The following is a 24,593-nucleotide window of genomic DNA, read 5'->3' as shown; positions in this document are numbered from 1 at the left end:
TAGAATAAAGCGTTTTATGCCTGACATAGGTAAAGTATGACTAGGTTTATTCACAATCTCCGTATACGTATATTTTAGAAAGCAGGTTGATAAATGATTGCAAAAATAATAGAAACGTTGATTGTTGGAATGATTGGTGGGTTAATAGCAAGAAAGATAAAACTACCAGCTCCTTTTATGACGGGAAGCATGTTAGCAGTAGCCTTCTTTTCTATTTTATCTAATGAAATGTATATGCCGAATAATTTAAAAACTTTTGCTCAAATAATTAGTGGTGCGTACATTGGACAGCAGGTAACAAAAAATGACTTTCTTAACTTTCCTAAATTAGCAAAATCAATTCTATTTTTGATGACACTATTTACAGTTAATATGTTTGTTATTGGTTTTTTGATTCATACATTTTTCTCAATTGATCTAATTACTGCCTTGCTTTCTTGTATGCCAGGTGGGATTATGGACGTATCTTTAATCAGTATCGATATGGGGGCACAATCAGAAATTGTTGCGACGATGCAACTGGTGCGATTAGTCGGAATGCTGCTTATTCTTCCGTATTGGATCAAGCTACTTCTTGAACGTTTTCAAAAAAAAGATGATGCTTTAAAATCACTCGAGGTAAAAAAAATGGTCAAACAGTTACCTGTTGGGACCAGCGACTTTATTGTAAATGATAGTCTCATTCTCATTATTGCAAGTATTGGAGGGTTGATTGGTTTATCACTTCATATTCCTGCAGGTGCATTAATGTTTTCGTTAATTTTTTCTAGTGTTTTGAAAATACTAAAAAATACAACGCAATTAAACACTAACATTCGCTATATCGCACAAATTTTTGCCGGAACAATTATTGGCAGTACCTTTACGCAAGAAAGCTTAAAACAAATGTCACATTTAATAATCCCAGCTCTATTATTACTGGGAAGCTATCTCGTTATAAATGTAGTGTTCGGTTATATCGTATCAAAACGTGGTGTTTTAGATTTAAAGTCAGCGTTATTTGCTTCTTCACCAGCTGGGGCGACAGATATTTCCTTAATCGCGGGAGAATTAGGTGGAGACATGCCTAAAATTGCTGGAATTCAAATTTGTCGTACTTTATATACCATCATAGTTTTACCTAATATTGTTCGTTGGTTGACATAATCATTTTCATTAAACAGCTGTTAAAAATGGATGATTACGTTTTTAGTATTATATACCAAAAAACTTGACCCATTTATTTTTATTTGTTAGTTTAAAGGCAACCGAATATGTGGGGAGCTATAATGGCTGAGAGGAAGTTCGACTTCGACCCGTTAACCTGATTCAGATAATGCTGACGTAGGTAAGGCGTTTATTTTGGTGCGCATAAGGCTGTTTTATTTAGAAGTGACTTTTTGCGCAGTTGAATAATAGAACTTGTGTCTCAGTATCGTCTTATGATACTGAGGTTTTTTGTTTTTAGTCTTAAAATTTAAATAAGACTCAAGTGTCTATTGTAGGATATTTTAGTTATTACATGTTTTTTTTTTAAAATTTCTTTTGGCTATCGCAATTCACGTATCGGTAAAAAATAATGGAGTGTGAAGAAAATGAACGCAAGTATCGCAATTCAAGTTTTACCAAAAGTAGAAAGTAAAAAGGAGTCATTACAATTGTCGATGAGGTTATCGCCTACATTAAAAGTACAGGATATACCTATCAAGTAGGAGCTTTTGAAACAAGCATTGAAGGAGATTATGAAGGGTTAATGGAAATTGTAAAACAATGTCAATTAATTGCTATTAATGCGGGTGCACCTAGTGTTTCTGCCTATGTAAAAATTGCATACACACCAAAAGGAGATGGGCTGACCATTGCCGAAAAAACGAATAAACATCAACATTAATTTTATTCCGTTACTAACACTTGGACTGATTTTAATAGCTTGGCAATTTGTAACGACAAAAGCTATTATCCCTGCTTTTATGCTACCTAGCCCCAAAGCTGTCTTACAAGCTTTATTGACAGATTGGCCCCAGTTAGCCGCAAATGCTAAGGTGACTTTGCTAGAAGCTATCGTCGGTCTTTTTGCTGGTGTTTTATTAGGTTTTGTTTTGGCTGTTATTATGGATCATATTCCTTGGTTGAAACAAGCCATTTATCCATTATTAGTTTTAAGCCAAACCATTCCAACAGTCGCATTAGCGCCATTACTCATTGTTTGGTTGGGTTTTGGAATATTACCAAAAGTTGTATTGATTATTTTGACAATCTTTTTTCCGGTGGCGTTAAGTTTATTAAACGGTTTTGCGGCTATTGATCCGGATGAAATTCTATTATTGCAGTCGATGGGAGCAAAAAAGTATCAGATTTTTTTGCACATTAAATTACCAGCTAGCTTAGGGTCATTTTTTGCGGCCTTAAAAATTGCGGTAACCTATGCGTTGATTGGGGCGGTGGTATCCGAGTGGCTTGGCGGTTTTGAAGGTCTAGGTGTTTATATGACGCGAGTTAGAAAATCTTATAGTTTTGACAAAATGTTTGCGGTAATTTTATTAATTTCAGCTTTAAGCATGCTACTTTTAGGTACAGTTTTCGTATTGGAAAAAATTGCGATGCCATGGAAGAAGGGAAAAAAATGAAAAAATTGGTCAGTGGTTTTTTATTAATTGCAACATTGATAACACTAGGTGCTTGTCATAAAGGACAAGCAAGTAAAAATGATAATAAATTAGAAAAAGTAACTTTTGTTTTGGATTGGACTCCCAATACGAATCATACCGGATTATATGTAGCAAAAGAAAAGGGGTATTTCAAACAAGCGGGTTTAGATGTTTCCATTGTTCAACCATCTGATGGAGATGCAAGCACGATTGTGGCTAGCAATAAAGCTCAATTCGGTATTTCTGCTCAAGATTCATTAGCGGCAAATTATGTTTCAGATAAGCCGTTACCAATTACAACAGTAGCGGCAATTTTGCAGCACAATACCTCAGGAATCATTTCAAGAAAAGGATCAGGAATAGATCACCCCAAAGGATTGGAGAAAAAAATATATGCAACATGGGATTCACCAATTGAACAAGCAATGATAAAAGATGTTATGGCAAAAGACAATGGCGGGGATTTTAATAAAGTAAAATTAATTCCCAATACAATTGTCGATGAACCGCTAGCTTTAAAGCAAAAGCAAGCAGATGCCATTTGGATTTTTTACGGTTGGGGTGGCATAAAAGCAGGTGTCGATAATGTAGCACTTGATTATTTTAACTTCAAAGATATTAATCCTGTATTTGATTACTATACGCCGGTCATTTTTGCTAACGATACGTTTTTAAAAGAAAAACCAAAAACAGCCCAAAAATTCTTAGCTGCGGCTAGAAAAGGGTATGAAGACGCCATTCAAGATCCTAAGGCTGCCGCGACTATTTTATGTCAAGAAGTACCAGAGTTAGATAAAAATTTAGTTGAAAAAAGCCAAGTTTGGATTAGTAAACAATATCAAGCTGAAGCAAAACAGTGGGGTTATATTGATTCCACACGGTGGAACGCATTTTATGATTGGTTATCAGAAAATAAACTAGTGGCAAAAAAAATACCGAAGAATACCGGATTTACTAATGACTATTTAAGTGAGTGATGATAGTGGAGTTAATAGTTGATAGTATCAATAAAAACTATGGTGATAAATCTATTCTTTCCCAAATTTCTTTAGCGGTTCCTACAGGAAAAATTATTAGTTTGTTAGGTCCCAGCGGCGTAGGAAAAACGACATTATTTAATCTAATCGCTGGGTTAGAGTTACCAGACAGTGGCAGTATTCAGTTGAATAATACTGAAATAACTGGGAAAACTGGGAAGGTATCTTATATGTTGCAAAAAGATCTATTACTTCCATATAAGACAATTGAGGACAACATTGCATTGCCGCTGATTTTAAAAGGCGTAAAGAAAAAAACGGCTTTAAAAAAAGTGGCAACATTATTACCTGAATTTGGATTGTTAGGTGTCGAAAAAGTTTATCCCAATGCTTTATCCGGTGGCATGCGCCAAAGAGCAGCACTGCTACGTACGTATTTATTTTCCGGTGAACTAATTTTACTGGATGAGCCTTTTAGTGCACTGGATGCTATCACAAAACGTGATTTGCATCAGTGGTTTTTAAAAATTCAAAAAGAGTTGTCATTGACAACGTTGTTGATTACACATGATATTGATGAGGCAATTTTTTTGTCTGATCAGATTTATCTGCTAGCTGGTTCGCCAGGAAAGATAACTGCGACGATTACCGTTTCTCGTCCAGAAAATAAAGAAGAGGACTTTTCCTTAACACCTGCTTTTCTTGACTACAAAAGAAGTATTCTACAAAAAATGCAGATAAATTAACAACTAAGAGCAAAACAAAAGAACTTAAATACCGGTTAGCTGACTGCGTTTACTTAGAGACAAGCTATAAAGTATTTTGGGGAGGTCTTTTGTTTTGTTCTTTTTTCTCTTATTGAATTTATAGTGATTCAAAAGAAAATAAAACTTAGCTAGATTACCCATTGTTTAGATACCTTTGATGCAAAAAAATATCATCAGATGACTCGTGGCGGCAAGTTAGAAAAAGTATTAGCAGGAATTGAAGCTGCAAGTCAGCAAGGCTTTAAAACAATTAAGTTGAACACTGTTGTGATTCACGGACAAAATCAAGAAGAATTAAAAGACTTTCTACAGTATACGATTACACAGCCGGTGAATGTACGCTTTATCGAATTTATGCCCATTGCTAGTCAAAAAGATAATTGGCTACAAGGATATGCTGGTGTGAAAGAAGTTTTTACTATTTGTCAAGATGAGGGTTGGGTATATGATAAACTGAAACTATCTGGAAATGGGCCTTCAGAAAATTATCAAATTAGAGGTGCTAAAGGATCTTTTGGTTTGATTCATCCTGTTAGTTGTCAATTTTGTGAAAGTTGTAATCGTCTGCGGGTTACTGCTGATGGTTGTTTGAAATCTTGTCTATATTGGGCAGACGAAATAAATTTGCGCAATAAATTAGATGACGCTGCAGCCTTTTATACTGCTGTTTTTACTGCTTTACATGATAAGCCCAAAAATCATCAGATGGCATTAGATGAGCAAGACAAAGTAAAAAAACGACAACCTACTTGGCGTCATATGAGTCAGATTGGTGGTTAGTTTGATAATAGTAAAAAGTAGTGGAAAGTTTCTTTGAAACTTTCCACTACTTTTTTAGTGTCTTTTATATTTTGCTTAAATCAGTGCCGATAGTTCTGTATGCGGTAAATGCAAGTCCTCGGCAACAGCCTGCATAGTTAAGTGTCCTTTATAAGTATTCACCCCCTGGTACAAAGCATTATTATATTGTAATAACTGTTCTAATCGGGTTGTTGCTAATAACTTCGCGTAAGGTAAGGTGGCATTACTTAAAGCATATGTTGAAGTTTGTGGTACAGCTCCTGGCATATTGGCAACGGCGTAATGGATAACACCTGATTGCATATACGTTGGATTCTCATGTGTTGTAACTTTACTACCGGTAGCAAAAATTCCCCCTTGATCAATTGCGATGTCAACAATAACTGATTCTTTTGGCATGGTAGCTACCATTTCTTCAGTCACAAGAATGGGGGCCTTGTGACCAGGAAGTAAGACAGCTCCGATTACTAAATCGGCTGTTTTTAAGGAAGTTCGGATATTTAATTCATTAGAAACTAGTGTTTGGATTTGACCGTTAAAACTAGCATCCAATTCTTTTAAGCGATTGATATTAATATCTAAAATTGTTACCCGAGCTCCTAAGCCAAGTGCTAGTCGAGCAGCGTTGTAACCTGAAACGCCACCCCCGATAATCACTACATTACCTTGACGGACACCAGGAACACCAGCAAGTAAAATTCCTTTGCCACCGAAAGTTCGTTGTAAGTATTGTGCGCCAATTTGGGCGGCCATTCTACCGGCAATTTCGCTCATAGGTGATAGAAGTGGAAGACTACCATCTGTTAATTGGACATTTTCATAAGCAATAGCCGTAACGCCACTTCGCATTAATTCTGTTGTTAATTCCTTATTGGCTGCCAAATGCAAGTAAGTAAATAAAATTAGTCCCTCTCTAAAATACTGGTATTCACTTGGAAGTGGTTCTTTGACTTTCATCACTAGATCACATTGCCAAACTTCAGCAGTAGAAGTTAAAAGTGCGCCAACATTTTGGTACTCCATATCCGTGATACCAGAACCCAAACCAGCGCCGCTTTCTACTAACACTGTGTGACCGGTTTTTACAAGCTCCAAGATACCACTGGGCGGTAGAGCCACCCGATTTTCATGATTTTTAATTTCTTTGGCAATTCCGATTCGCATTTGCATCGCTCCTTTTTTGCTGTATGGTGGAAATAAAAGTGAAATCATTTACTTGTAGCAAGATCTTTTTACTAAAATAGAAAATAAACTGACCTTTTCTTATATTTTAGTATAGAACAATAGAAAACGATTACAAATAAACTTTTCTAATATTGCTGAAAAAAATGACAAAATTCTTGTTAGAAAATGCAACGATGGCTAGAATGGAAAAGACAAGAGGTGATGAAATGCTCAAAAAGTTACAAAAGAAATTGAATGAGTATAATCATGAATATCACGTTTTAAATTTGACCTTATCTATTATTTGGATTATTTTGATGCTGTTAGATTTTGCATCAGTCATTAATATTAATGAAAATCCGTTTCGAATTGTTGATTATTTCATTTGGCTTTTATTTACCGTCGACTATTGTGGTCGTCTTCTTGTTGATCCAGTCAAAAAAAATTTTTTCAAGAAAAACTTTTTTGATTTGATTGCAATTTTGCCTTTTAACTTTATCTTTGGATTACTTGGTCTATCTCACTTTGGCAAAATTGCGCGGATTAATCGTATTGCTCGAATTATTGGGCTGTTTGGTAAGCTTTCTCGCAACAAGCGCAGTATTTTATATACAAACGGTTTTATTTATGTGCTTTATATCAGTTTGGGCATTATTGTGATTGGAGCTGGATTGTTCTCGATTGCCGAGAATCGGTCTTTTGCCGATGCGTTGTGGTATGCAATTGTTACAGTTACGACGGTTGGATATGGTGATATTGCGCCGACGACTGATGCAGGCAAGTTGATTGCGTCAGTTTTGATGCTATTGGGGATTGGTTTTATTGGGATATTAACTTCAACAATTACTTCCTATTTTAGCCACAAGAACGAAGCTATGCGCCAAGTTGAAGAGGATAGTGAACTTGCTGAGCTAAAAAAAGAGATTGTTCTATTACAGACTCAATTGGATCGAATTGAAAGAATGTTGAAGAAATGAAACTAGTAAAAGTAGCCATTAGAAGTTTAGTTAAACTTCTAATGGCTACTTTTTTGTACAAGAAAATAAGTTATGGCTAGCTTTTGGTGAAAGCCCAATAGTGGATAGCTTCACGGGTTATATCTTCAGCGTGAAATAATTCTTTGTATACCGTTTTTGCAGGTGTATCATTTGGATCTAAAATTAAAATTTGATTGTTTGTCTCTGCTCCAAGCACCATAATATGGCCGACATCGGTGAAGCGTCCCGGTTTGACGGAAACAACTACGGGAATCTTTTGTTGTAAATATTGGCGTGCACGTTGAAAGTCATTGCCTAAATCGTGATATTGCAAGTGGTAATGATTAGCAAAATCGCTAAAAATCTGCCAAGAAGTTCCTTGATCTGCAACAAAATAATTATTGTGCGCCCAATTCAAAATGTCTTGTGGCATAGCTTCATTTTTTTCAAAATAAGAAAGAATCATGGTTAATGATAAAATTGCACAGCCATTTTGGGCCAGCGTATTGTTAGCACCACTACCATAATTATCGTGCGCCCAACGTTCATCTGTTTGTAAAATTAATGGTGTAGGAATTTGATTTTCTTTTAGAACTTCATTAGCCTGTTGGCTATACCTTTCTTGACTAATACGTGAGTTGTTTAATGTAGAAGAATTGGAAGTAGGGTTTATGAAAAAGAGCCAAATTACACCTAAAATGAGCATACAAAAGCCGACAAAAATAATTTGGGGTTGTCGAGATTTTTTTTGTGCCATAATACCACCTCGCTTTTTGTTGATACTAAGTTTACTCTAAAGCAAAAGCTAAAAAAATAAAATCGGGCACAAGGCTGATTTACTAAACCTTAAAAATTAGAGTCTGCTTTTTAAAGCTTACTAAAAAACAGCTTGTAAACGGAAGGATAAAAAGTTAGAAAAAAGAGGATAAAAGACTCATCTGAAATAAAATTCATGTTATTTAAGTATTGACAAAAAAATTTTTTGTTGCTAATGTAATGGAGTTCAAAACGAAATGATTACGATTTATACAATGGAAAACGAAACGAGGGAAGTTTTATGGCGAAAAAATCAAAGATTGCCAAAGCAAAAAAACAAGAAGCCTTAATTGAAAAATACGCGGCGCAAAGAATGGCGTTAAAAGCAGCGAAAGATTACGTTGGTTTAGCCAAATTGCCAAAGGATTCAAACCCAAATCGCTTAAAGTTACGAGATCAAATTGATGGTCGTCCCCGCGCTTATATGCGTAAATTTGGGATGTCACGAATTAATTTTCGAAAATTAGCTCATAAAGGATTAATTCCTGGAGTAAAAAAAGCTAGTTGGTAAGATATAACAGTTTGATTAGGAGGAATAGAAAATGGCAGTACCGGCACGGAAAACATCAAAAATGAAAAAACGGCTAAGACGAACACATCAAAATTTGAAACAACCAGAAATTTCTTTTGATGCAGCTACTGGAGACTACAGAAGATCCCATCGCGTTTCCTTAAAAGGATATTATAAAGGACGCAGCGTTATCGCTGACAAATAAAGGAGGGGGGATTTTGGAAATCATTTATCCGCCTTTAGTGGAAGAGTATTTTAAATATCAACAGGGAAAAAGAAATTTTCTGCTTGAAAAAAGTAAAGTTTATAAAGATATGGTCGTTACAGGCTTAATTACAGAAACTGGAATGCCAACTGAAAAAGCGTTGGAAAGTGGTATGATTAAGGATTTTTATGAAGAAAAGAACTTGAGCTTTGCAGATTTTTTAGTATTATATCCCATTTTCACTAACTATGATCCAACGCTATTTCAACAAATTGATGGTTTTTGGGAAATAACTTTAGACTTTAAAAATGAATTGTTACAGACCTTAGCTGACGATAAGTTAGATTACGATGAAGCTCTACAGTTACAAATGTATTTAGAAGAGCGCTAGGAGGAGAAAAATGCGACAAAATATTATTTTGGAATGTGGCGAAACGAAAGAACGTTTGTATTTAACAAGTAAAAATAAACGTAATAATCCTGAACGTTTAGAACTAAAAAAATATTCTCCCAAGCTACGCCGCAAAGTAATTTTTAAAGAAGTAAAATAGACATATTATGCAGAAAAAGTGCTGAAGTAATGAAAGTTTCATCCATATTTTTGATTCTAATAAGAGAGGTGAAAATGATGGAAAAAACAGATTTGGCGAGTGCCTATCGTCGCCTAAAAAGTCCTAATATTAAAACGCGTAAGCGTGCGTTAAAGATTATCAAAGAATATAAACGCGATAAAATAAGAACATATTATGCAACAAACTAAAAAAGATGCGCTCATAGGCCAGTTTGACCTTTGGCGCATCTTTTCATTTTATTAAATAAAAAATGACAACAACATTTGGAATAACGATTAGATTTTAGTAAAGTCAAAGTACTTTTTATTCGTATGCTTCTAGCTCAAGGCTTAATTCTTCCCATTTTTCCAATAGTTCATTTTGCTTAGCACGGGCTATTTCTAGTTTCTCATTTAATTCTTGTAATTGCTTATGATCGGCTAAAATATCTGGTTTTATCATTTCAGTTTCTAGTTGTGTAATGATTTCATCTGTTTGGCTCATTGTTTGTTCAATATCAGATATTTTCCGTTGCAGACTGCGGACGAGTTTTTGTTGTTCTTTACTTTTTTGAAAGTTTTTTTTACCAGCTGATACAACAATAGGCGTATCGTTTTCTTCAGCAGCTAGTAAGGCAGCAATTTCTGCTTCTTCTTTTTTCTTTTCTAAATAATAATCATAATCGCCTAAAAATAAACGACTACCTTCTGGAGAAAGTTCAATCACTTTCGTGGCAATTCGGTTGATGAAGTAGCGGTCATGGGAAACAAAAAGTAAAGTTCCCTCGTAGTCAATTAAGGCGTTTTCCAAGACTTCTTTATTGTCAATATCCAAGTGGTTGGTAGGCTCATCCAAGATTAAAAAGTTTTCTTCATCCATTGCCAGCTTCGCTAAAGCAACCCGTGCTTTTTCTCCACCACTTAATAGATTGATTGGCTTATCTACCTCTTCACCAGAAAACAAGAAACTACCGAGAACATTACGAATTTCTAATTCCGGAGTTGTAGGATGATCATCCCATAATTCTTGCAGAATCGTTTTATTACTGTTTAAATTTGCTTGACCTTGATCATAGTAACCAATGGAAACATTTGCGCCTAATTGTACCTCACCGCGAATAAAGGGGAGTTGTCCAATTAAAGATTTTAATAAGGTTGATTTACCGATTCCATTTGGGCCAACCAAGGCAATCGCATCTTGGCGGCGAATGTCCAGATCCACCGGTTGGGCTAGAATTTCATTGGAACTGTAGCCAATAGCCGCATCATTTAATTGTAAAACGACATTGCCAGAAACCTTATCAATGTGGAAAAGAAAATGTGCTGATTTTTCTGCTCCTTGCGGTCGATCTAATCGCTCCATCTTGTCCAATTGTTTACGGCGACTTTGCGCTCGTTTGGTGGTAGAGGCCCGGACTAAATTTCGTGCAACAAAATCTTCTAATTTGTTAATTTCTTGCTGTTGTTTTTCGTAAGCTTTCCACTCACTGGCTAATTGTGCGGCTTTTAAATCCAAGTAGCGGCTGTAATTTCCTTTGTAGTGAGTCATTTTATGGCGACTTAATTCGTAAATTTCATTGGTTACTTTATCTAAAAAGTAACGGTCGTGAGACACGATAAGCAGCGCACCGCTGTAGTTTTGTAAATAGTTCTCCAACCAACTTAAAGTTTCAATGTCTAAGTGGTTAGTAGGTTCGTCTAAAATTAAAATATCAGGTTTTTGCAAAAGCATGCGTGCTAAAGCAAGGCGCGTTTTTTGTCCCCCAGAAAGATTATTAATCTTTTGCTGATAAAAGCTTTCATCAAATTGAAAACCATGTAAAACGGAGCGAATTTCATTTTCGTAACCATAGCCGTTAATATCGGCAAAATCGTGTTGTAACTTATCGTATTCTTTTAAAATACTTTCGTAATCACTACCGCTAGGATTACTTGTAGAAATTTTAACTTCTAGGTTGCGCATTCGTTGTTCCATTTGTCGAACCTTTTCGAACGCTGTCAACATTTCATCCCATACAGTTGCTTCTGAAGCTAAGCCTGTATCTTGGGCGAGATAGCCTAAGGTAGCTGTCTTATTTTTTGCAATGTTTCCTTCATCAGGCGCTTCAATTCCCGCAATAATTTTTAACAAGGTGGACTTGCCGGCACCATTACGCCCCACCAAGCCAATCCGAGCCTTTGAGGCAATCTCTAAATGAATATTGCGAAATAAAACATCGGCACCAAAAAGGCGGGCGATTTGATTTGCTTGTAATAATATCATGGATAATCTTCCTTTAAATGAATTATGGCATCTGACTGATTTTTCACAAATTTTATGCCCAGTCAAATAATAAAATTTGAATAAAATTCAGCGTATCAGTTGTAGTCTATCATAATTTTACGGTTAGTGTATATTACAGGCAGAGACAAAAATAAAAATTCACAAATTTATGAGCAGAGAAATTGCATTTCACCAAACGTCCTGTTATGATTTGTCAGTAAAATACGTGAAAAATTCACAAATGGAGGCGTACATGTTGAAAGATCATCATATTCCTAAGGCGACAGCGAAACGTTTGCCTTTATACTACCGCTATTTGCGGATTTTAAACAATGCTGGAAAACAAAAGGTTTCTTCAACGGAACTTAGTGAAGCGGTGCAAGTAGATAGTGCAACTATCCGTCGGGACTTTTCATATTTTGGTGAACTTGGTAAAAGAGGTTATGGTTATGATGTGGAAGCATTGATGAACTTCTTTGCAAAAACATTAAATGAAGATCATATGACCAATGTTGCGTTAGTCGGTGTTGGTAATCTAGGGACAGCCCTATTAAAATATAAATTCCATCAAAGCAATAGTATTCGTGTTAGTGCAGCTTTTGATGCAGATGAAGAAATTACTGGTCGAATCATTGATGGTGTTCCCGTTTATGCAATGGCTGATATGGTAGAGCAAATTAAAATTCAAGAAATTGATATAGCAATTTTAACTGTACCCGCCGAATTTGCTCAAGGGATAGTAGATGAATTAGTTGCAGCTGGAATTAAAGGTATTTTGAACTTCACGCCAGCTCGTCTTAGTGCACCTAAGAGTGTTTTAATTCAAAACGTGGACTTGACTAATGAATTGCAAACACTGATTTATTTTTTACATTCACAAGAAGGAAAATAAAAAGAAAGACTGAGTTGTTTTGTAGAATCACTACAACTGCTCGGTCTTTCTTTTTTATTGGAAAAGTTTAGAATAATCAGGTTTCTCATCAGAAAATGTTGTGATAATTTTGGTTAAGGCTGGGTAATCGATGAAACGAGCAGATCGGCTTAATTCTTTGCCGTGGCTTAATAAGACGACTAAAGGCGCTGTCAACGCTTGAAAATGACCAGCGACTTCGGGAAATTTATTGCCATCAAAATGGTAAATCGGAACATCTTTTTCAAAACGATTTTCCAATTGAGGTTTGACGGCTACGCAAATGCTGCACCCTGGCTGAGAAATATACGCAATCGCTAATTTCTCTTGATTTAATTGTTGTAACCCGGTATAAAAATCTTTGACTTGAATCATGTGTTCACCTGCTTTTTTGTTAAGTTCAATTTCAATGTAAAATTTTGGTCAATAAAAGTCAAATTTACTGATTATAAGTTCCAAAAAAGTAAACGAAAGCTTAATTTTTTCGTGTTAGTCTTGTGAGGTAACACGAAAAAGCGTATATTAAAGCGATGAAAAAATAAGATTTAAAAAATGAGACCTTATTTAGCCCATTGCGTTAGAAGGTTCTCTTTTTGATGAAACAACAAAATTACATATTGAAATAACTTAAGGAGTCTTTTAATGTTTAATCATTTACCTGATTCGGTTTTACAGATGAGTATGATTTTTTTATCTATTGTAATTGAAGCATTGCCCTTTGTTTTATTAGGATGCATTATTTCTGGGGCACTGTATGTTTTTTTAACACCAGAAAGAGTCCAAAAATTATTGCCCCAAAATAAATTCGCCTCGATTGCAGTTGGCTGTGGTTTAGGCTTTTTCTTTCCTTCTTGTGAATGTGGGATAGTACCAATTGTCAATCAATTTGTCAAAAAAGGAGTCCCTAATCACACTGCTTTTGCCTTTATGCTAACAGCACCTATTATTAATCCAATTGTCATTTTTTCCACTTTTATCGCCTTTGGAAATTCGATGCAGTATGCTTTTTTGCGGGTAGTCGGTAGTTTAATTGTTGCTATGGTCATTGGTATTTGGCTGGCTTATTTCAACCAACAACCGATTATTAAAGACGCTACCCTACAACAAGCTGTAACCAATGTGAATAAAGGAGGGCATCACCACCATCATGAGGATGCTTCTAACTCAATGAGAAAGAAAAGCTTTGTGCAACAACTAGGACATGTATTGGAACATAGCGTTGATGAATTTTTTGATACTGGTCGCTACTTAATGATTGGTGGCTTAATCGCAGCTGCCATGCAAACGTATTTACCTACTGGAGTCATGTTAACACTCGGTTCAAACAAAGTCTTAGCAGTTTTCGTGATGCTCTTTTTGGCTTTGGCGATGTCTTTGTGCTCAGAAGCGGATGCTTTTATTGGTTCTTCATTGTTAAGCTTGTTTGGTACCGGTCCAGTTGTTGGTTTTTTGGTTTTTGGCCCCATGGTGGATATTAAAAATCTCTTAATGATGAATCGCTATTTTAGCACACGTTTTATCGCAAATTTCGTCGCAATTATTGTCGTTTGCGTTACAGGTTATGCATTGGTGGTGTCTTTATGATTCGCTTTTTAATTTTAGCTGGTTATTTCGAGTTGATGATGTATTTGCAAGTTACGGGAAAACTTAATCAGTTTATTAATGTTCACTATAGTTATCTGGCAGTTTTATCTATGATTTTATCTTTTATCTTGGCAATGGTACAACTTGTATTATGGGTAAAAGCTGATGGTAAAAATGACGAAAATCATACCCATAGCCACGAAGAAATGGCACACGAGCATGGTCTTAAAAAAAGACATCAACGCATAATTGCGTATATTTTATTAGTACTACCGGTTATTGTAGGGACTTTTTTTCCAGTGGTCAGTTTGGATACTACGATTGTTCAGGCCAAAGGTTTTCAATTTCCGATTAGCAAAGAATCGGTAGGAGATCCGCAAATGCAAACTCAATATTTACAACCAAATACTAGCATGTACTACAATAAAACCGAATACCAAAAGCAAATGGATAAATTAATGAAAAAATATGACGAGTCAAAAATTTTAGCTGTTACTGAGGAAAATTACTTAGAAATAATGGAATTAATTTATAATTATCCAAGTGAATTTATTGGGCGTAAAATTAGTTTTGATGGCTTTATTTATCACGCTAAACAAGATCAAAAAGAAGATGATTTTGTTTTCCGCTTTGGAATTATTCACTGTGTTGCCGATTCTGGGGTTTTTGGTTTACGAATCCATTTACCGACAGGAACTAGTTTTAAAAATGATCAATGGGTGCATATTGAAGGGGTTATTCAAAGTAATTTTTATCAACCTTTAAAACGGGAGCTGCCAGTGGTACAGACTACAAAGACAAGTACGATTAAAGCACCTAAAAATCAATACGTTTATCGCTCATTTTAGGCATTTTTTTCACTTAAAAAATGTTAAAATAAGAAACAGACTTCATAAAAAAAGCATATTCCTTTGTTAAAGTAGGAAAAGTAGACGCTTTGTTTGTAGTTTTAGAGAAGTTTTAGTAAAATGAACTATAGCAATAGTTAGAAGAAAGAGGTGTTAACTGTGGGTTTTACAGATGAAACAGTACGTTTTGATTTTGACGATAGTCGCAAAAAAGAAGTAAGTGAAACGTTGGCCATTGTTTATCGCGCTTTGGAAGAAAAAGGTTACAATCCTATCAACCAAATCGTAGGTTATTTACTTTCCGGCGACCCAGCCTATATACCTCGTTATCGTGATGCCCGTAATTTAATCCGTCGTCATGAAAGAGACGAGATTTTAGAGGTCTTAATTCGGTATTACCTTGGCAATCATGGGATTAGCCTGTAATGCGGATCATGGGATTAGATGTCGGTTCAAAAACTGTTGGCGTTGCAGTCAGTGATTTATTGGGCTGGACAGCACAAGGTGTGGAAATTATCCGTATTGATGAAGCCAATGGTGAATTTGGATTTGATCGTATTAAAGAACTGGTAACCCAATATGAAGTAACACAATTTGTTGTGGGTTTACCAAAGAATATGAACAATACCATTGGTCCACGGGCTGAGGCATCACAAGCTTATGGTGAAAAATTAGAAGAGTTATTTCACTTGCCCGTTTTTTATCAAGATGAACGCTTAACCACGGTTCAAGCAGAGCGAATGCTCGTAGAACAAGCGAATACGTCACGGGCAAAACGGAAAAAGGTTATCGATAAGTTAGCCGCCGTGATGATTTTACAAAATTATTTAGATCGCAGCGATATAAAGTCGCCTTTGTAGGAAAGAGGAAAGCAAATGACTGAACATAATCACGACCACAACCATGATCATGAAGGACACGAACACATTACGTTAGTAGACGATCAAGGTAACGAAACGCTTTACGAAATTTTATTAACAATTGATGGACAAGAAGAATTCAATCGCAATTACGTTTTATTGTACCCAGCAGGTGCATCAGAAGACGAAGACGTTGAATTACAAGCCTATGCATACATCGAAAACGAAGATGGTACAGAAGGCGAATTGGAACAAATCGAAACTGAAGCTGAATGGGACATGATTGAAGAAGTCTTCAATACATTCATGAGTGAAGAAGAAGAATAAGATTTCTAGAGGGCAGAATCCCTAGCATATAGGGATTCTGCTCTTTTTCTTCTTTTTTGAATGCCAAATTGAATGCCATTAGATTATCAAGCATTAAGATGTTGAACAAATTTATCAACAGTTTGGACTTTTGTCTCTTTACTTAGATGACCATAAGTATCCATTGTAATTTTGATTGAAGCATGTCTTAGTCGATCTTGTACGTCCTTTAATGATGCACCAGCGTCTAGAAGAAGGCTAGCATGTGTATGCCTTGTCACATGGATACCTAGAAAGGGAACTCCAGCTTTTTCGGTAATTGTTTGTAACCGTACATAGATAGCATGATGAGTTACGATTTGTTTATAAATACCGCAAAAAATCATTTCAGGATTGGTTAATCCAATGTGCAACATAAATTCTTTTTGATTTAATTGCCATTTTTTTAGGAAAGATAAGGTAACATCATCAACTGATATTGTGGCTGTGCTGGTATCTGTTTTCGGTGAAGAGACCTTATAGCCGTGTTTTGTTTGACTGAGAGTTTTGTTGATAGTAACTGTTTTTTCATCGAAGTTGATGTCATTCCAGTTTAATGCAAGAGCCTCGCTGATTCGACAACCTGTGTAAAATAGGAATCGCATAAGTGTCTTATCATATTCAGAACGATATGTTCCACTCTTTGACTGAAGATACTCAGAAATTTTTTTTACTTCTTCCTTGGTGTAGGCTTTAACCTTTTCTGTGGTTGTTCGCTTTTCACGTTTTGGCATCATAATATGTGACAATGGATTGTTTGTTATAATGCCAAGATTTATCGCATATTCAAATACTCTTTTTGCAGTTGAATGCAGTATTCGGTACTGATCCGTTTCTTTTGCCCATTGATTAATGATTTCTTGTGCCATCCGTACAGTCACTTTATTCACTCTTAGGTCACCATATTTTGGTAGAATCCATTTTCGAAACTTAATTTCGGTTTTCATGAACGTTACTTCTTTTACAGTAGTTTTATAAGTGTCCAGCCACAAATCATAAACTTGTTGAAAAGTCTCATTTCCATCTTTTTCGAGACCTTTTTGTTCAAAGTCCACTTGCAATTTAGCTAAAGCAAGTTGGGCTTCTTTTTTTGTTTTAAAATTTCTTCGAGTGGTTTTAATTGGTTTACCTGTTACTTTGTCAGTTCCTAGATAAGCTTGGAACTTCCATGCTTTATCACCATTCTTTTTTTCATATTGATCAAAATTAGCCATTCTATTTTTCCTCCTATTTGTGTGGGGCACATAGGAAAGGAATGAACTTTTGTTACTTGTTCTGTTGCGCTTCTTGAATGAAAGCTAAGTCTTTTGCGGTTTTCTCGATTTCTTCAAACGGTAAATTGTCAAAGAAGACTGGCTTCATCTCCGGCTTCCCATGACGATCCAAAATCGGATTTCCGTCTTCATCCAAACGCATTTGTGGGGTAAAGAAACGTTCAATAAAGGCTAGCTTTTCTGCTACCTCGTCTATCTCTTTCACTGTATGGCTATTCAAAATTTTTGCCAAAGTAAACAAGTTTTGAACTTTTTGATCGTACTCGTCGATGCGATCAAGAATAACCGTTGTTTCAGAGACCGCAATCTCTTTTGGTGAACCAAAGAGTTGAATCGGTGTCGCATGAAAGACCGTCGCAAATTTTTCTAAGCTCTCAAAGGTCGGGTAGCGAATTCCCCGTTCTATATTGGAGATGGTTTGTTTTTGTACACCAATCTTTTCTGCTAATTCCGTTTGGGAAAGTCCCATTTCTTTTCGTAAACGAGCGACATTGCCGCCAAAGTTTTCTATCATTTTCCTCACCTCGAATCTATCATAAGCGCTTTCCCTAAAAAATTCAAGCAAAAAATAAACTAAATAGTATTTCAAATAAACTTTTAAAATATACTTGACATCTTTTTTGAATCGCGGTAGAGTGTACAAAAAGATACTATTTTATTTATTTATAGTTCTTTTAGTTTTAAAAAGAAAATGTAAGGAGGTGAAAAGAATGTCGGTATTGGCACAAGCGCTCCTGGATTGGCAAAAAGATCAGACCAATCAATTCTTTGCCCTGTTAGAAACCCGCTTGGAAGAAACACAAACCCAACAGGATATCGTCAAACAAAAATATTGTGCGGCGCATTTTGATGTGAGTGTTAATACATTGAAAGAATGGGTTCTTCAGGGCTGTCCAGAAATTCGATTGGACTCAGGTATGGTTTTATACAGCATTCAGGCGTTGAGAAGATGGTTATTAACCTATCAAAACTAAACAAAGGTGTGGGGCCAAGGAAAGGAGCCGGTGTTGGGTTGGTGTGGTTGCCGCAGCCGTTGCCTCGCCTGCGATGGCTGAGAGCCAATCAGCAGGCGAGGCTTACGGACGCGTGGAACGCACGGGTCTTTTGCGAACACCAGACACCGGCTTAGGATAAGGTGCCTTTCTAATAGCACCTTATAAAGAGAAAAATAATGGCTAATAACTACCGGAAAAATGCAAAAAAAGCTGATAATACCAAGCTTTTTCACAACAAAAATGATTTGCGAACAAGCGCAAATTTTAAAGGAGGTGACCAAATGACCAAAAGTACCCAGAATGTGCTAGGAAAAGTAGATTGGTTTCAAGCCGTCTTGCATCAAGTCAGTTATCAGACGGTCTTTCAAGACTTGTTAAAAATCAGTTTAGAATCCGTTTCGATTCAAGCCGGCAGTTTAAAACATGAAGAATACGATATTGTGTACACCTGTGGCTTTCTCAAATACTACACCTATCACCAGCCAGAAAAGGCCAAAGAACGCGGAACCCTTGTCTTAAGCGGACAAGCTTGTACCACCTATGAATGGATTTTGCTTTCGTATAACCCCAAGGCGAATGTCTTTCAAGAACTCGCCACCCGCTTTTACGAGTATGCCAGCCAAACCGCCTTCACTTTTGAAATCAAGCGTCTAGATTTAGCCTTGGATGATTACAACGAAGTCCCTTATTTCACAGTGGATCAGATTCACAATAAAGTGAAGCGAAAACAGTTCCTTTCAAAAGGGCGAAGCTATCAACTCCATGACAGCGAGTCTAATGCCAAACAACGGGCAAAAACGGTTAGTATCGGCGTTCGAGGATCGGCTTGTATGTTTCGGGCTTACGACAAAGCCAAAGAAATGGCCAAAGATTTTGATGGAGTGAAACAAGAGGAAATTCTGGCTCGGGCTCCCCAAATTCGTTTGGAAGTCGAGACACGAAATGACGTGGCAGAAAGCCTCTTTCGAACGATTGCCTTTTTACCGCAAGATCAATGTATCGCAAACTTAATTCGAGGATTTCTACAAACGGAACTTACCTTTTACACGGACGGCTCCTTAAAGCAGGTCTGTCGTTGGTGGCAAGACTACCTAAAACCAAGTCTGGTTCCTACTATCACTCGGCAGTATCAAGTGAGTAGCTTTGACCGTTCCTTGAACTGGTATGAATATGGTGGACCCATGGCATTAACTCAGGCACTCTTTTTCTTGCATCATGAGGGTGTCGGGATTGATCCAAGTTTGTTAGAGATTCGCCCCAATTATGAATGGACACCCGAACTTTCTGACCGCATGATTCAATACGTCAGTGAACAACAACGTCCCGATTTAATTCCGCTTATTCAAGAACGCACCAAAAAAGCGTCCGTCACTTCCCAATAAGTGAACGAACGCTCTGTTAAAAATTTTCTAAAACAAGTATAGCAAAGAAAGGAAGAAAACACGATGCCAAAAATGTTAAGTATCAACGATTTTGATTTCGGAGCCATTGGCCCAACCTTTGAACTAGATGAGGTCACTCCGAAATTTGCGACTGAAACTCGCACCGATGAAAACGGACAGGTCATTCTAGATCGCGAAAACAAACCAAGAAACTTCTATACTGATGAGATTATCGGGTACAAATATTCGGTGACTATCCTAGAGGGACAATTCCGTAAAAAAGCAACGCAAGTCACCGTCAATACCTTAGACCATCCGATTAACAATGATGAGATTATGAAGCGCGAGAGTGTCAAATGTCGATTTGAGAATCTACAACCAAGCATGGCCGGACATCCAATGTATTATAAGGCGGATAAGATTGTATTGTTAGGAAATCAGAAATAAAAATGTATATTCATGAATAGGTAAGGCGCATCGATTTATTTTTGAAAACGCACTAAGCAGCTTAGTCTATGATATTTAAAAAGGACTCGTTCAAATATAGAGTCCTTTTTGCTTTACTTGAAATTTATTTATTGTCTATCAACTTTTCAACTCAAAATAAGTAGAAATTCATATCACTAATACCAGTCATTCTTGATTCTATTCATTCTCGAGATAAGTAATTCTTTATTATATAGTAAATAAGCAGACATGAAACAAAGAATATGATAAACAGTAAACCAAAAAATAGTATTGGAACTTTAACCTTAGATGGCAACAAGAAAACCATTGTTATGATAGATGTAAGAACAAGGATATATGGTGTCGCTTCTTTAATTGCTATATCTTTAACATCTTTCTTTTCTGCATCTACTTCAAATTTTTCTTTAGCTCCCTGTACTCCATCTTCTTTTATCTCCGTAGCACTATCATCTTCGATAACTTCGTTCGTAAAGTTATCTAGTTTTATATCAAAATACTTAGCAATTAAGACTATGGTATTCAAATCTGGTAAAGAGATGTTGTTCTCCCATCTCGAAACAGCTTGTCTTGAGATATTTAGATGATCTGCCAACTGCTGCTGAGAAATATTTTTATTCTTTCTTTCAATTTTTATTCGATTCCCAATTGTCAAAGTAAAACCTCCCTTAAACATAGCTCTTTGTTTATATAATAAGATGCTTAATATTGTTTAGCAATAAGAAATTGCGCTATTGCCATCGAGAATTGCTAGTGTAGCAACGAGTATGTCAGTTAAAATTCACATGTACCAAAAATAAAAAAGAAAGAAGGATGCAACATGGAACAAATGACACAGGAAATAAAAAAAGGGAGATTTTTCAAAGCAATCTTAGTTACTTTAGTAGCATGTTTATTTGCAAATATTCTGTTACCAACAGTAAATGCCTTTGCTTCGGAAAAAAATGACGCTTACCAAAAATTGGCCCAGATTGACCAAAAAGAATTTAAAACTATTTTGGATCAAATCACTGACTATTCAGAGTATGATTACGTTAATAAAAAGTGGATTTTAGATCACGATATTGTTACAGATGGAATCTTTACAGAAGAACAATATCAAAATGCGGAGAAGGCTGGACAAGAGTGGGAAAAAGTAGAAACTTTAGCAAAAGAGTCAAAACAAGGTAGCATTGCTCCTCGCGTACTTCCTGCTTTGCTGATTCTTGCCATTAAAGCTGTTGGTGTAATTGTTGGTACTGCAGTTATAACTGAAATAACTACAGCATTTACCAGATGGGGTCTATCTGCTGGATGTAAGAAATTTAAAAAATATGGTCCAATTAAATCATTTTGTCAAGCAAATGGCTACTTATAAAAAGGTTCTCCTATTATTACTATTGATGTCACTCCTTTCAGCATGTGGTACTTCACCAAATGGCACTGAAAATAAGAGTAACAATACTTTAAATAGTTCTGAATTTGTCAATGAGTTAGTTCAAAAGGAGATTGAGGTATATGAACATGTGTTACAGAGTAAGAATATTAAGCAAATCAATTTAGATCAAGTAGAGAAAATCAGAAAGACTAAACAAAGTAACGCGCTAATCTATTTTGGACGATCTACTTGTTTATATTGTAGAAAAGTAATAATAGAAAATGAAGAAGCCATAAAACAGTCCCCTTATAAAATATTGTATGTAAACACAGATTCACTAACCTCCGAAGAGAAAAATAAATTGACTGATTTCCAAGTAACAGAAGTACCCTCATTTATCGAAATTTCTAAACAATTAGAACTGACAAAAATAGATACTGAAGATTTTGAAAGGAAAATTCAAAATGAGTAACAGGAAAATTTGGCTACTACTTATTCTTATAACTGCAACTATAGTTTTCTATCTTATTTCCAATAGAGAAACACGAGCTAGTATAGTATTTTTTGGTACTATTGTACTAGTTTGCTTATTCGCAGGTTTATTAGTAGCCTCCGGCATTAAATATTTTTTTAATAAGTAACTTATCCACCCGTGAAAACGGGTGGCTTTTTAATATCTTTTTAATGGATTGACACTCGCTGCCCTTAAAAGGTGTCTTTTAAAAGATTGTCAATTGCTTACCTTGCTCATTTACTTATCTTTATTTTTTAATAGATTTACGTACTCTGCTTTACTTATAATATCTCGATTTATATATACTCTCCGTACAATGGATTAAAAAAGTATGAATAATAGACCTTACCGATTTTTTTTATGATTCTTGCTAATAGGACCATACAGTTATAGAATCGAGAAGATGATAAAATGCTTTAGATATCAATGATGACAAAATATTTTACATAAATTTATCAGTAAATAACGAATTTTTTGATAGAAAAATTTTCCTTTTAGCAATATTTAACAGAGAGGAGCATGATGAATTGGACACTTTAATTCAGATAATAAAAAATTATATTGAAGAAGAAGGACAATATGCCTTACAGATCGATGGAAAATGGGGAACTGGCAAGACTTATTTTATTAAAAATAGTGTAATTGATAATCTTAAAAAAGAAAATTATTATCCAATTTACTTTTCTGTGTATGGTTATAATAATTTAGTAGAGTTAAAACAAGATTTATTTGCTAAAATCTTGTCGGAGTTAAGTCAAAATAAAACAATGTTCAAATCTCTTACTAGAATAAGCAAAAAATTTAAAAATGTTTCAAGCGTTTTAGGAGACGTAAAGTTAAGTTCCGTTAGTTTAGTTAGTGATTGGATTTTAGACGCTTATGGATACTCAAAAATGGAAAAAACTAAAGATCAAGCTATAGTAATTTTTATAGATGATTTAGAGAGAGTAAGTAATGAAGTAAATTTAAAGGATTTATTGGGTTTTATTCTAAATGAGCTCTTAGAAAAATTAAGGTGTAAAGTAGTAATTTTATCAAATAGTTCCGAAATTGAAGAAAGCACTGATTTCAAGAGAATCAAAGAAAAAGTGATAAATAGAACTATTAAATTTTCATATGATGCGTCCAAAATTGAGGAAATGATTCTAAAAAAAAATAGAAATAACTTTATCCAGGAGAATAGCTCTTGGATTAAGACACTTGTCGAAACTTATCAAAACAGTGATGAAAGTCCTAGTATAAATTTAAGAACCTTATTTTCAATAATAGAAAATTATGATTTTATTGAGTCTAAATTGTTAGAATGTATAAATGAACTTAAACAAGATGATTTAAAATCAAGAATTAGAAAAAGTTTATTTCTAAATATTTTTGTTGTTACTAGGGAATACAAATTAGGGAATATTACTGAAAAAAATCTTGCAACGTTAAAAAAATTGGATGATACAAGATATTTTGATTATTATCTGAGTAAAGATGATTCTAGATCTATCAGGGAAGATATTATAGATAAGTATCACAAAAAGATTAAGATTTTTGATGATGATATTTTTTATTCTTATGATGTCAGTTCATATATTTTATTGGGCTATTTTGATAATAGCGATTATGTTTTGAACTGGAACAAGGTTTTTTTCCCTATGAGTAAAGAAATTAGTCAATTAGATAAGTTGAATGATTTTCGAAGGCTTACTGATATTCAACTTCGAGAAATTCAAAGAAAATTAATTGAAGATGTTAGAGATGACAAATTTGATTTTGAAGATTTGATTACTGTTTACGGAAGATTCTTTCAATTTGAAAAGATTGGATTAGTACTCATTGATGAGGATTATATTGAATTATTTAAAGAAAAGTTAATTTATAGGTACTCTCAGGAAGAAAAACCATACATAGATTTGGTTGATAAATTCTTTATTAGAGGTGTACCTAATATTAAAACTGAACAGCCTGACCTTTACCAATCCTTAAAAGATATAGATAATGAAAGAAGAAAAGATAGTGTCAATGAATTTTTAGAGGGTTTGTTTGCTAATGATTTGAAGAACCTCAGTGATTTATTACAGTCTGGTATTCTCTTAAAAAACAATATTTTTGAGATTATTTTACATCAAGGGTTTGTTGATAGATATATAGTAACAACTAACAATACCGCAGATTTATTTTGGCAATTAATCAGAAGTGAGTATTTACGGATTTCAAATGTAAAGGAGCTTCATAAAAATGAACTCAACGATATCAAATTACTTTTGACTGAAATAAAAACTAAGGTAGGTGAAACTGAGCTTGGAAGGATCGATTATTTCAAAATAAAGCAGCTAATTGAGTCTTTAGAAGAATTAAAAGAAATGTTGGAGTAGTTCTACTACAGCTGCACAATATTCCTTTTCTATGTGCCCCA

30 protein-coding genes, 1 pseudogene and 1 riboswitch are annotated in these 24,593 nt (G+C 35.1%); of the genes and pseudogenes, 24 read left to right on the top strand and 7 right to left on the bottom strand.

All coding sequences use genetic code 11. From position 1 onward, the window contains the following. Nucleotides 1-93 precede the first annotated feature (93 nt). The 6 genes and pseudogenes from EsVE80_RS09305 to EsVE80_RS09280 all read left to right on the top strand — a co-directional run bounded on the left by EsVE80_RS09305 (nucleotide 94) and on the right by EsVE80_RS09280 (nucleotide 5,151). A complete protein-coding gene (locus tag EsVE80_RS09305) occupies nucleotides 94-1,146 on the top strand; it encodes an AbrB family transcriptional regulator (protein ID WP_173103463.1) in 1,053 nt (350 codons plus the stop codon). Between the two features lie 100 nt (nucleotides 1,147-1,246). After that, a riboswitch (TPP riboswitch) is annotated at nucleotides 1,247-1,348 on the top strand. Nucleotides 1,349-1,574: 226 nt separating this feature from the next. Further along, nucleotides 1,575-1,870 (top strand): annotated as a pseudogene (locus tag EsVE80_RS09300) (thiamine-binding protein). Beyond that, nucleotides 1,839-2,606, top strand: coding sequence for an ABC transporter permease (locus EsVE80_RS09295; RefSeq protein ID WP_197745890.1), 768 nt, complete (start codon nucleotides 1,839-1,841; stop codon nucleotides 2,604-2,606). Before EsVE80_RS09300 ends, EsVE80_RS09295 begins: the two are co-directional and overlap by 32 nt. Further along, nucleotides 2,603-3,604, top strand: a complete 1,002-nt coding sequence (locus tag EsVE80_RS09290) for an ABC transporter substrate-binding protein (protein ID WP_173103462.1) — start codon at nucleotides 2,603-2,605, stop codon at nucleotides 3,602-3,604. The genes EsVE80_RS09295 and EsVE80_RS09290 overlap by 4 nt, the downstream gene beginning before the upstream one ends. 2 nt (nucleotides 3,605-3,606) lie before the next feature. Then, on the top strand, nucleotides 3,607-4,350 hold the full coding sequence (locus EsVE80_RS09285) for an ABC transporter ATP-binding protein (RefSeq protein ID WP_173104179.1): 744 nt from the start codon (nucleotides 3,607-3,609) through the stop codon (nucleotides 4,348-4,350). Between the two features lie 198 nt (nucleotides 4,351-4,548). Next, nucleotides 4,549-5,151: a GTP 3',8-cyclase MoaA family protein gene (locus EsVE80_RS09280; RefSeq protein WP_173103461.1), complete on the top strand. Its 603-nt coding sequence runs from the start codon at nucleotides 4,549-4,551 to the stop codon at nucleotides 5,149-5,151. A gap of 75 nt (nucleotides 5,152-5,226) precedes the next feature. Here EsVE80_RS09280 and ald read toward each other — a convergent pair whose 3' ends face one another. After that, nucleotides 5,227-6,336, bottom strand: a complete 1,110-nt coding sequence (ald, locus tag EsVE80_RS09275) for an alanine dehydrogenase (protein ID WP_173103460.1) — start codon at nucleotides 6,334-6,336, stop codon at nucleotides 5,227-5,229. Nucleotides 6,337-6,563: 227 nt separating this feature from the next. Here ald and EsVE80_RS09270 point away from each other — a divergent pair, with 227 nt between their 5' ends. Further along, nucleotides 6,564-7,313: a potassium channel family protein gene (locus EsVE80_RS09270; RefSeq protein WP_173103459.1), complete on the top strand. Its 750-nt coding sequence runs from the start codon at nucleotides 6,564-6,566 to the stop codon at nucleotides 7,311-7,313. A 76-nt stretch (nucleotides 7,314-7,389) separates the two neighbouring features. Here the strand turns inward: EsVE80_RS09270 and EsVE80_RS09265 are convergent, their stop codons facing one another. Beyond that, on the bottom strand, nucleotides 7,390-8,070 hold the full coding sequence (locus EsVE80_RS09265) for a C39 family peptidase (protein ID WP_173103458.1): 681 nt from the start codon (nucleotides 8,068-8,070) through the stop codon (nucleotides 7,390-7,392). Between the two features lie 300 nt (nucleotides 8,071-8,370). On the opposite strand from EsVE80_RS09265, the gene rpsN reads away from it, so the two are divergent. The 5 genes from rpsN to EsVE80_RS09240 all read left to right on the top strand — a co-directional run bounded on the left by rpsN (nucleotide 8,371) and on the right by EsVE80_RS09240 (nucleotide 9,605). Further along, nucleotides 8,371-8,640: a 30S ribosomal protein S14 gene (rpsN, locus tag EsVE80_RS09260; protein ID WP_173103457.1), complete on the top strand. Its 270-nt coding sequence runs from the start codon at nucleotides 8,371-8,373 to the stop codon at nucleotides 8,638-8,640. 31 nt (nucleotides 8,641-8,671) lie between these two features. After that, nucleotides 8,672-8,845, top strand: coding sequence for a 50S ribosomal protein L32 (rpmF, locus tag EsVE80_RS09255; RefSeq protein WP_173103456.1), 174 nt, complete (start codon nucleotides 8,672-8,674; stop codon nucleotides 8,843-8,845). Between the two features lie 13 nt (nucleotides 8,846-8,858). After that, nucleotides 8,859-9,236: a hypothetical protein gene (locus tag EsVE80_RS09250; RefSeq protein WP_173103455.1), complete on the top strand. Its 378-nt coding sequence runs from the start codon at nucleotides 8,859-8,861 to the stop codon at nucleotides 9,234-9,236. 10 nt (nucleotides 9,237-9,246) lie between these two features. Then, the gene (gene rpmG / locus EsVE80_RS09245; protein WP_173103454.1) at nucleotides 9,247-9,396 is read left to right on the top strand and encodes a 50S ribosomal protein L33; all 150 of its coding nucleotides are present in this window, start codon (nucleotides 9,247-9,249) and stop codon (nucleotides 9,394-9,396) included. 77 nt (nucleotides 9,397-9,473) lie between these two features. After that, nucleotides 9,474-9,605: a putative metal homeostasis protein gene (locus EsVE80_RS09240; protein WP_173104178.1), complete on the top strand. Its 132-nt coding sequence runs from the start codon at nucleotides 9,474-9,476 to the stop codon at nucleotides 9,603-9,605. 115 nt (nucleotides 9,606-9,720) lie between these two features. Here EsVE80_RS09240 and EsVE80_RS09235 read toward each other — a convergent pair whose 3' ends face one another. Continuing rightward, the gene (locus EsVE80_RS09235) at nucleotides 9,721-11,658 is read right to left on the bottom strand and encodes an ABC-F family ATP-binding cassette domain-containing protein (protein ID WP_173103453.1); all 1,938 of its coding nucleotides are present in this window, start codon (nucleotides 11,656-11,658) and stop codon (nucleotides 9,721-9,723) included. A gap of 256 nt (nucleotides 11,659-11,914) precedes the next feature. Here EsVE80_RS09235 and EsVE80_RS09230 point away from each other — a divergent pair, with 256 nt between their 5' ends. Next, nucleotides 11,915-12,550, top strand: a complete 636-nt coding sequence (locus tag EsVE80_RS09230; protein WP_173104177.1) for a redox-sensing transcriptional repressor Rex — start codon at nucleotides 11,915-11,917, stop codon at nucleotides 12,548-12,550. Nucleotides 12,551-12,604: 54 nt separating this feature from the next. Here the strand turns inward: EsVE80_RS09230 and EsVE80_RS09225 are convergent, their stop codons facing one another. Beyond that, nucleotides 12,605-12,943, bottom strand: a complete 339-nt coding sequence (locus EsVE80_RS09225) for a thioredoxin family protein (RefSeq protein ID WP_173103452.1) — start codon at nucleotides 12,941-12,943, stop codon at nucleotides 12,605-12,607. A 267-nt stretch (nucleotides 12,944-13,210) separates the two neighbouring features. Here EsVE80_RS09225 and EsVE80_RS09220 point away from each other — a divergent pair, with 267 nt between their 5' ends. The 5 genes from EsVE80_RS09220 to EsVE80_RS09200 all read left to right on the top strand — a co-directional run bounded on the left by EsVE80_RS09220 (nucleotide 13,211) and on the right by EsVE80_RS09200 (nucleotide 16,187). Then, nucleotides 13,211-14,152: a permease gene (locus EsVE80_RS09220; RefSeq protein WP_173103451.1), complete on the top strand. Its 942-nt coding sequence runs from the start codon at nucleotides 13,211-13,213 to the stop codon at nucleotides 14,150-14,152. After that, nucleotides 14,149-15,000 (top strand): TIGR03943 family putative permease subunit, encoded by an 852-nt coding sequence (locus tag EsVE80_RS09215; RefSeq protein ID WP_173103450.1) that lies wholly within the window; start codon nucleotides 14,149-14,151, stop codon nucleotides 14,998-15,000. Before EsVE80_RS09220 ends, EsVE80_RS09215 begins: the two co-directional genes overlap by 4 nt. Before the next feature lie 159 nt (nucleotides 15,001-15,159). After that, nucleotides 15,160-15,426 (top strand): IreB family regulatory phosphoprotein, encoded by a 267-nt coding sequence (locus tag EsVE80_RS09210; protein ID WP_016171403.1) that lies wholly within the window; start codon nucleotides 15,160-15,162, stop codon nucleotides 15,424-15,426. Continuing rightward, a complete protein-coding gene (gene ruvX, locus EsVE80_RS09205; RefSeq protein WP_173103449.1) occupies nucleotides 15,426-15,860 on the top strand; it encodes a Holliday junction resolvase RuvX in 435 nt (144 codons plus the stop codon). The genes EsVE80_RS09210 and ruvX overlap by 1 nt, the downstream gene beginning before the upstream one ends. Before the next feature lie 15 nt (nucleotides 15,861-15,875). Continuing rightward, nucleotides 15,876-16,187 (top strand): DUF1292 domain-containing protein, encoded by a 312-nt coding sequence (locus tag EsVE80_RS09200; RefSeq protein ID WP_173103448.1) that lies wholly within the window; start codon nucleotides 15,876-15,878, stop codon nucleotides 16,185-16,187. Nucleotides 16,188-16,273: 86 nt separating this feature from the next. Here the strand turns inward: EsVE80_RS09200 and EsVE80_RS09195 are convergent, their stop codons facing one another. After that, nucleotides 16,274-17,419 carry a site-specific integrase gene (locus tag EsVE80_RS09195; protein WP_173103447.1) on the bottom strand — a complete coding sequence of 382 codons (1,146 nt, stop codon included), beginning with the start codon at nucleotides 17,417-17,419 and terminating at the stop codon, nucleotides 16,274-16,276. 52 nt (nucleotides 17,420-17,471) lie between these two features. Beyond that, nucleotides 17,472-17,993, bottom strand: coding sequence for a helix-turn-helix domain-containing protein (locus EsVE80_RS09190; RefSeq protein ID WP_161999580.1), 522 nt, complete (start codon nucleotides 17,991-17,993; stop codon nucleotides 17,472-17,474). 196 nt (nucleotides 17,994-18,189) lie between these two features. Between EsVE80_RS09190 and EsVE80_RS09185 the strand changes: the two genes are divergently transcribed. The 3 genes from EsVE80_RS09185 (at nucleotide 18,190) to EsVE80_RS09175 (ending at nucleotide 20,303) form a co-directional block, all read left to right on the top strand. After that, a complete protein-coding gene (locus EsVE80_RS09185; RefSeq protein WP_173103446.1) occupies nucleotides 18,190-18,453 on the top strand; it encodes a DNA-binding protein in 264 nt (87 codons plus the stop codon). 302 nt (nucleotides 18,454-18,755) lie between these two features. Further along, nucleotides 18,756-19,856: a replication initiation factor domain-containing protein gene (locus tag EsVE80_RS09180; protein WP_173103445.1), complete on the top strand. Its 1,101-nt coding sequence runs from the start codon at nucleotides 18,756-18,758 to the stop codon at nucleotides 19,854-19,856. Between the two features lie 63 nt (nucleotides 19,857-19,919). Further along, a complete protein-coding gene (locus EsVE80_RS09175; RefSeq protein ID WP_173103444.1) occupies nucleotides 19,920-20,303 on the top strand; it encodes a hypothetical protein in 384 nt (127 codons plus the stop codon). Nucleotides 20,304-20,505: 202 nt separating this feature from the next. On the opposite strand, the gene EsVE80_RS09170 is transcribed toward EsVE80_RS09175, so the two are convergent. Beyond that, nucleotides 20,506-20,976 (bottom strand): helix-turn-helix domain-containing protein, encoded by a 471-nt coding sequence (locus EsVE80_RS09170; protein WP_173103443.1) that lies wholly within the window; start codon nucleotides 20,974-20,976, stop codon nucleotides 20,506-20,508. Between the two features lie 165 nt (nucleotides 20,977-21,141). On the opposite strand from EsVE80_RS09170, the gene EsVE80_RS09165 reads away from it, so the two are divergent. The 3 genes from EsVE80_RS09165 (at nucleotide 21,142) to EsVE80_RS09155 (ending at nucleotide 24,552) form a co-directional block, all read left to right on the top strand. Further along, complete coding sequence (locus EsVE80_RS09165; protein ID WP_173103442.1) at nucleotides 21,142-21,678, top strand: hypothetical protein; 537 nt, start codon at nucleotides 21,142-21,144, stop codon at nucleotides 21,676-21,678. Continuing rightward, nucleotides 21,665-22,150 carry a hypothetical protein gene (locus EsVE80_RS09160; RefSeq protein ID WP_173103441.1) on the top strand — a complete coding sequence of 162 codons (486 nt, stop codon included), beginning with the start codon at nucleotides 21,665-21,667 and terminating at the stop codon, nucleotides 22,148-22,150. The genes EsVE80_RS09165 and EsVE80_RS09160 overlap by 14 nt, the downstream gene beginning before the upstream one ends. A 569-nt stretch (nucleotides 22,151-22,719) precedes the next feature. After that, the gene (locus tag EsVE80_RS09155) at nucleotides 22,720-24,552 is read left to right on the top strand and encodes a P-loop NTPase fold protein (RefSeq protein ID WP_173103440.1); all 1,833 of its coding nucleotides are present in this window, start codon (nucleotides 22,720-22,722) and stop codon (nucleotides 24,550-24,552) included. Nucleotides 24,553-24,593: the final 41 nt, after the last annotated feature.

Origin of the sequence: Enterococcus saigonensis (assembly GCF_011397115.1) — a bacterium.
Taxonomy (GTDB): domain Bacteria; phylum Bacillota; class Bacilli; order Lactobacillales; family Enterococcaceae; genus Enterococcus_C; species Enterococcus_C saigonensis.
Note: the sequence above shows the minus strand (reverse complement) of the source record. Positions and strands in the feature narration are given on the sequence as shown.

Coding starts and splice junctions, on each gene's coding strand:
- EsVE80_RS09305 (WP_173103463.1), top strand. CDS start 94: ATGATTGCAAAAATAATAGAAACGTTGATTGTTGGAATGATTGGTGGG.
- EsVE80_RS09290 (WP_173103462.1), top strand. CDS start 2,603: ATGAAAAAATTGGTCAGTGGTTTTTTATTAATTGCAACATTGATAACA.
- EsVE80_RS09280 (WP_173103461.1), top strand. CDS start 4,549: ATGACTCGTGGCGGCAAGTTAGAAAAAGTATTAGCAGGAATTGAAGCT.
- ald (WP_173103460.1), bottom strand. CDS start 6,336: ATGCGAATCGGAATTGCCAAAGAAATTAAAAATCATGAAAATCGGGTG.
- EsVE80_RS09270 (WP_173103459.1), top strand. CDS start 6,564: ATGCTCAAAAAGTTACAAAAGAAATTGAATGAGTATAATCATGAATAT.
- EsVE80_RS09265 (WP_173103458.1), bottom strand. CDS start 8,070: ATGGCACAAAAAAAATCTCGACAACCCCAAATTATTTTTGTCGGCTTT.
- rpsN (WP_173103457.1), top strand. CDS start 8,371: ATGGCGAAAAAATCAAAGATTGCCAAAGCAAAAAAACAAGAAGCCTTA.
- rpmF (WP_173103456.1), top strand. CDS start 8,672: ATGGCAGTACCGGCACGGAAAACATCAAAAATGAAAAAACGGCTAAGA.
- rpmG (WP_173103454.1), top strand. CDS start 9,247: ATGCGACAAAATATTATTTTGGAATGTGGCGAAACGAAAGAACGTTTG.
- EsVE80_RS09240 (WP_173104178.1), top strand. CDS start 9,474: ATGGAAAAAACAGATTTGGCGAGTGCCTATCGTCGCCTAAAAAGTCCT.
- EsVE80_RS09235 (WP_173103453.1), bottom strand. CDS start 11,658: ATGATATTATTACAAGCAAATCAAATCGCCCGCCTTTTTGGTGCCGAT.
- EsVE80_RS09225 (WP_173103452.1), bottom strand. CDS start 12,943: ATGATTCAAGTCAAAGATTTTTATACCGGGTTACAACAATTAAATCAA.
- EsVE80_RS09220 (WP_173103451.1), top strand. CDS start 13,211: ATGTTTAATCATTTACCTGATTCGGTTTTACAGATGAGTATGATTTTT.
- EsVE80_RS09215 (WP_173103450.1), top strand. CDS start 14,149: ATGATTCGCTTTTTAATTTTAGCTGGTTATTTCGAGTTGATGATGTAT.
- ruvX (WP_173103449.1), top strand. CDS start 15,426: ATGCGGATCATGGGATTAGATGTCGGTTCAAAAACTGTTGGCGTTGCA.
- EsVE80_RS09200 (WP_173103448.1), top strand. CDS start 15,876: ATGACTGAACATAATCACGACCACAACCATGATCATGAAGGACACGAA.
- EsVE80_RS09195 (WP_173103447.1), bottom strand. CDS start 17,419: ATGGCTAATTTTGATCAATATGAAAAAAAGAATGGTGATAAAGCATGG.
- EsVE80_RS09190 (WP_161999580.1), bottom strand. CDS start 17,993: ATGATAGAAAACTTTGGCGGCAATGTCGCTCGTTTACGAAAAGAAATG.
- EsVE80_RS09185 (WP_173103446.1), top strand. CDS start 18,190: ATGTCGGTATTGGCACAAGCGCTCCTGGATTGGCAAAAAGATCAGACC.
- EsVE80_RS09180 (WP_173103445.1), top strand. CDS start 18,756: ATGACCAAAAGTACCCAGAATGTGCTAGGAAAAGTAGATTGGTTTCAA.
- EsVE80_RS09175 (WP_173103444.1), top strand. CDS start 19,920: ATGCCAAAAATGTTAAGTATCAACGATTTTGATTTCGGAGCCATTGGC.
- EsVE80_RS09165 (WP_173103442.1), top strand. CDS start 21,142: ATGGAACAAATGACACAGGAAATAAAAAAAGGGAGATTTTTCAAAGCA.
- EsVE80_RS09160 (WP_173103441.1), top strand. CDS start 21,665: ATGGCTACTTATAAAAAGGTTCTCCTATTATTACTATTGATGTCACTC.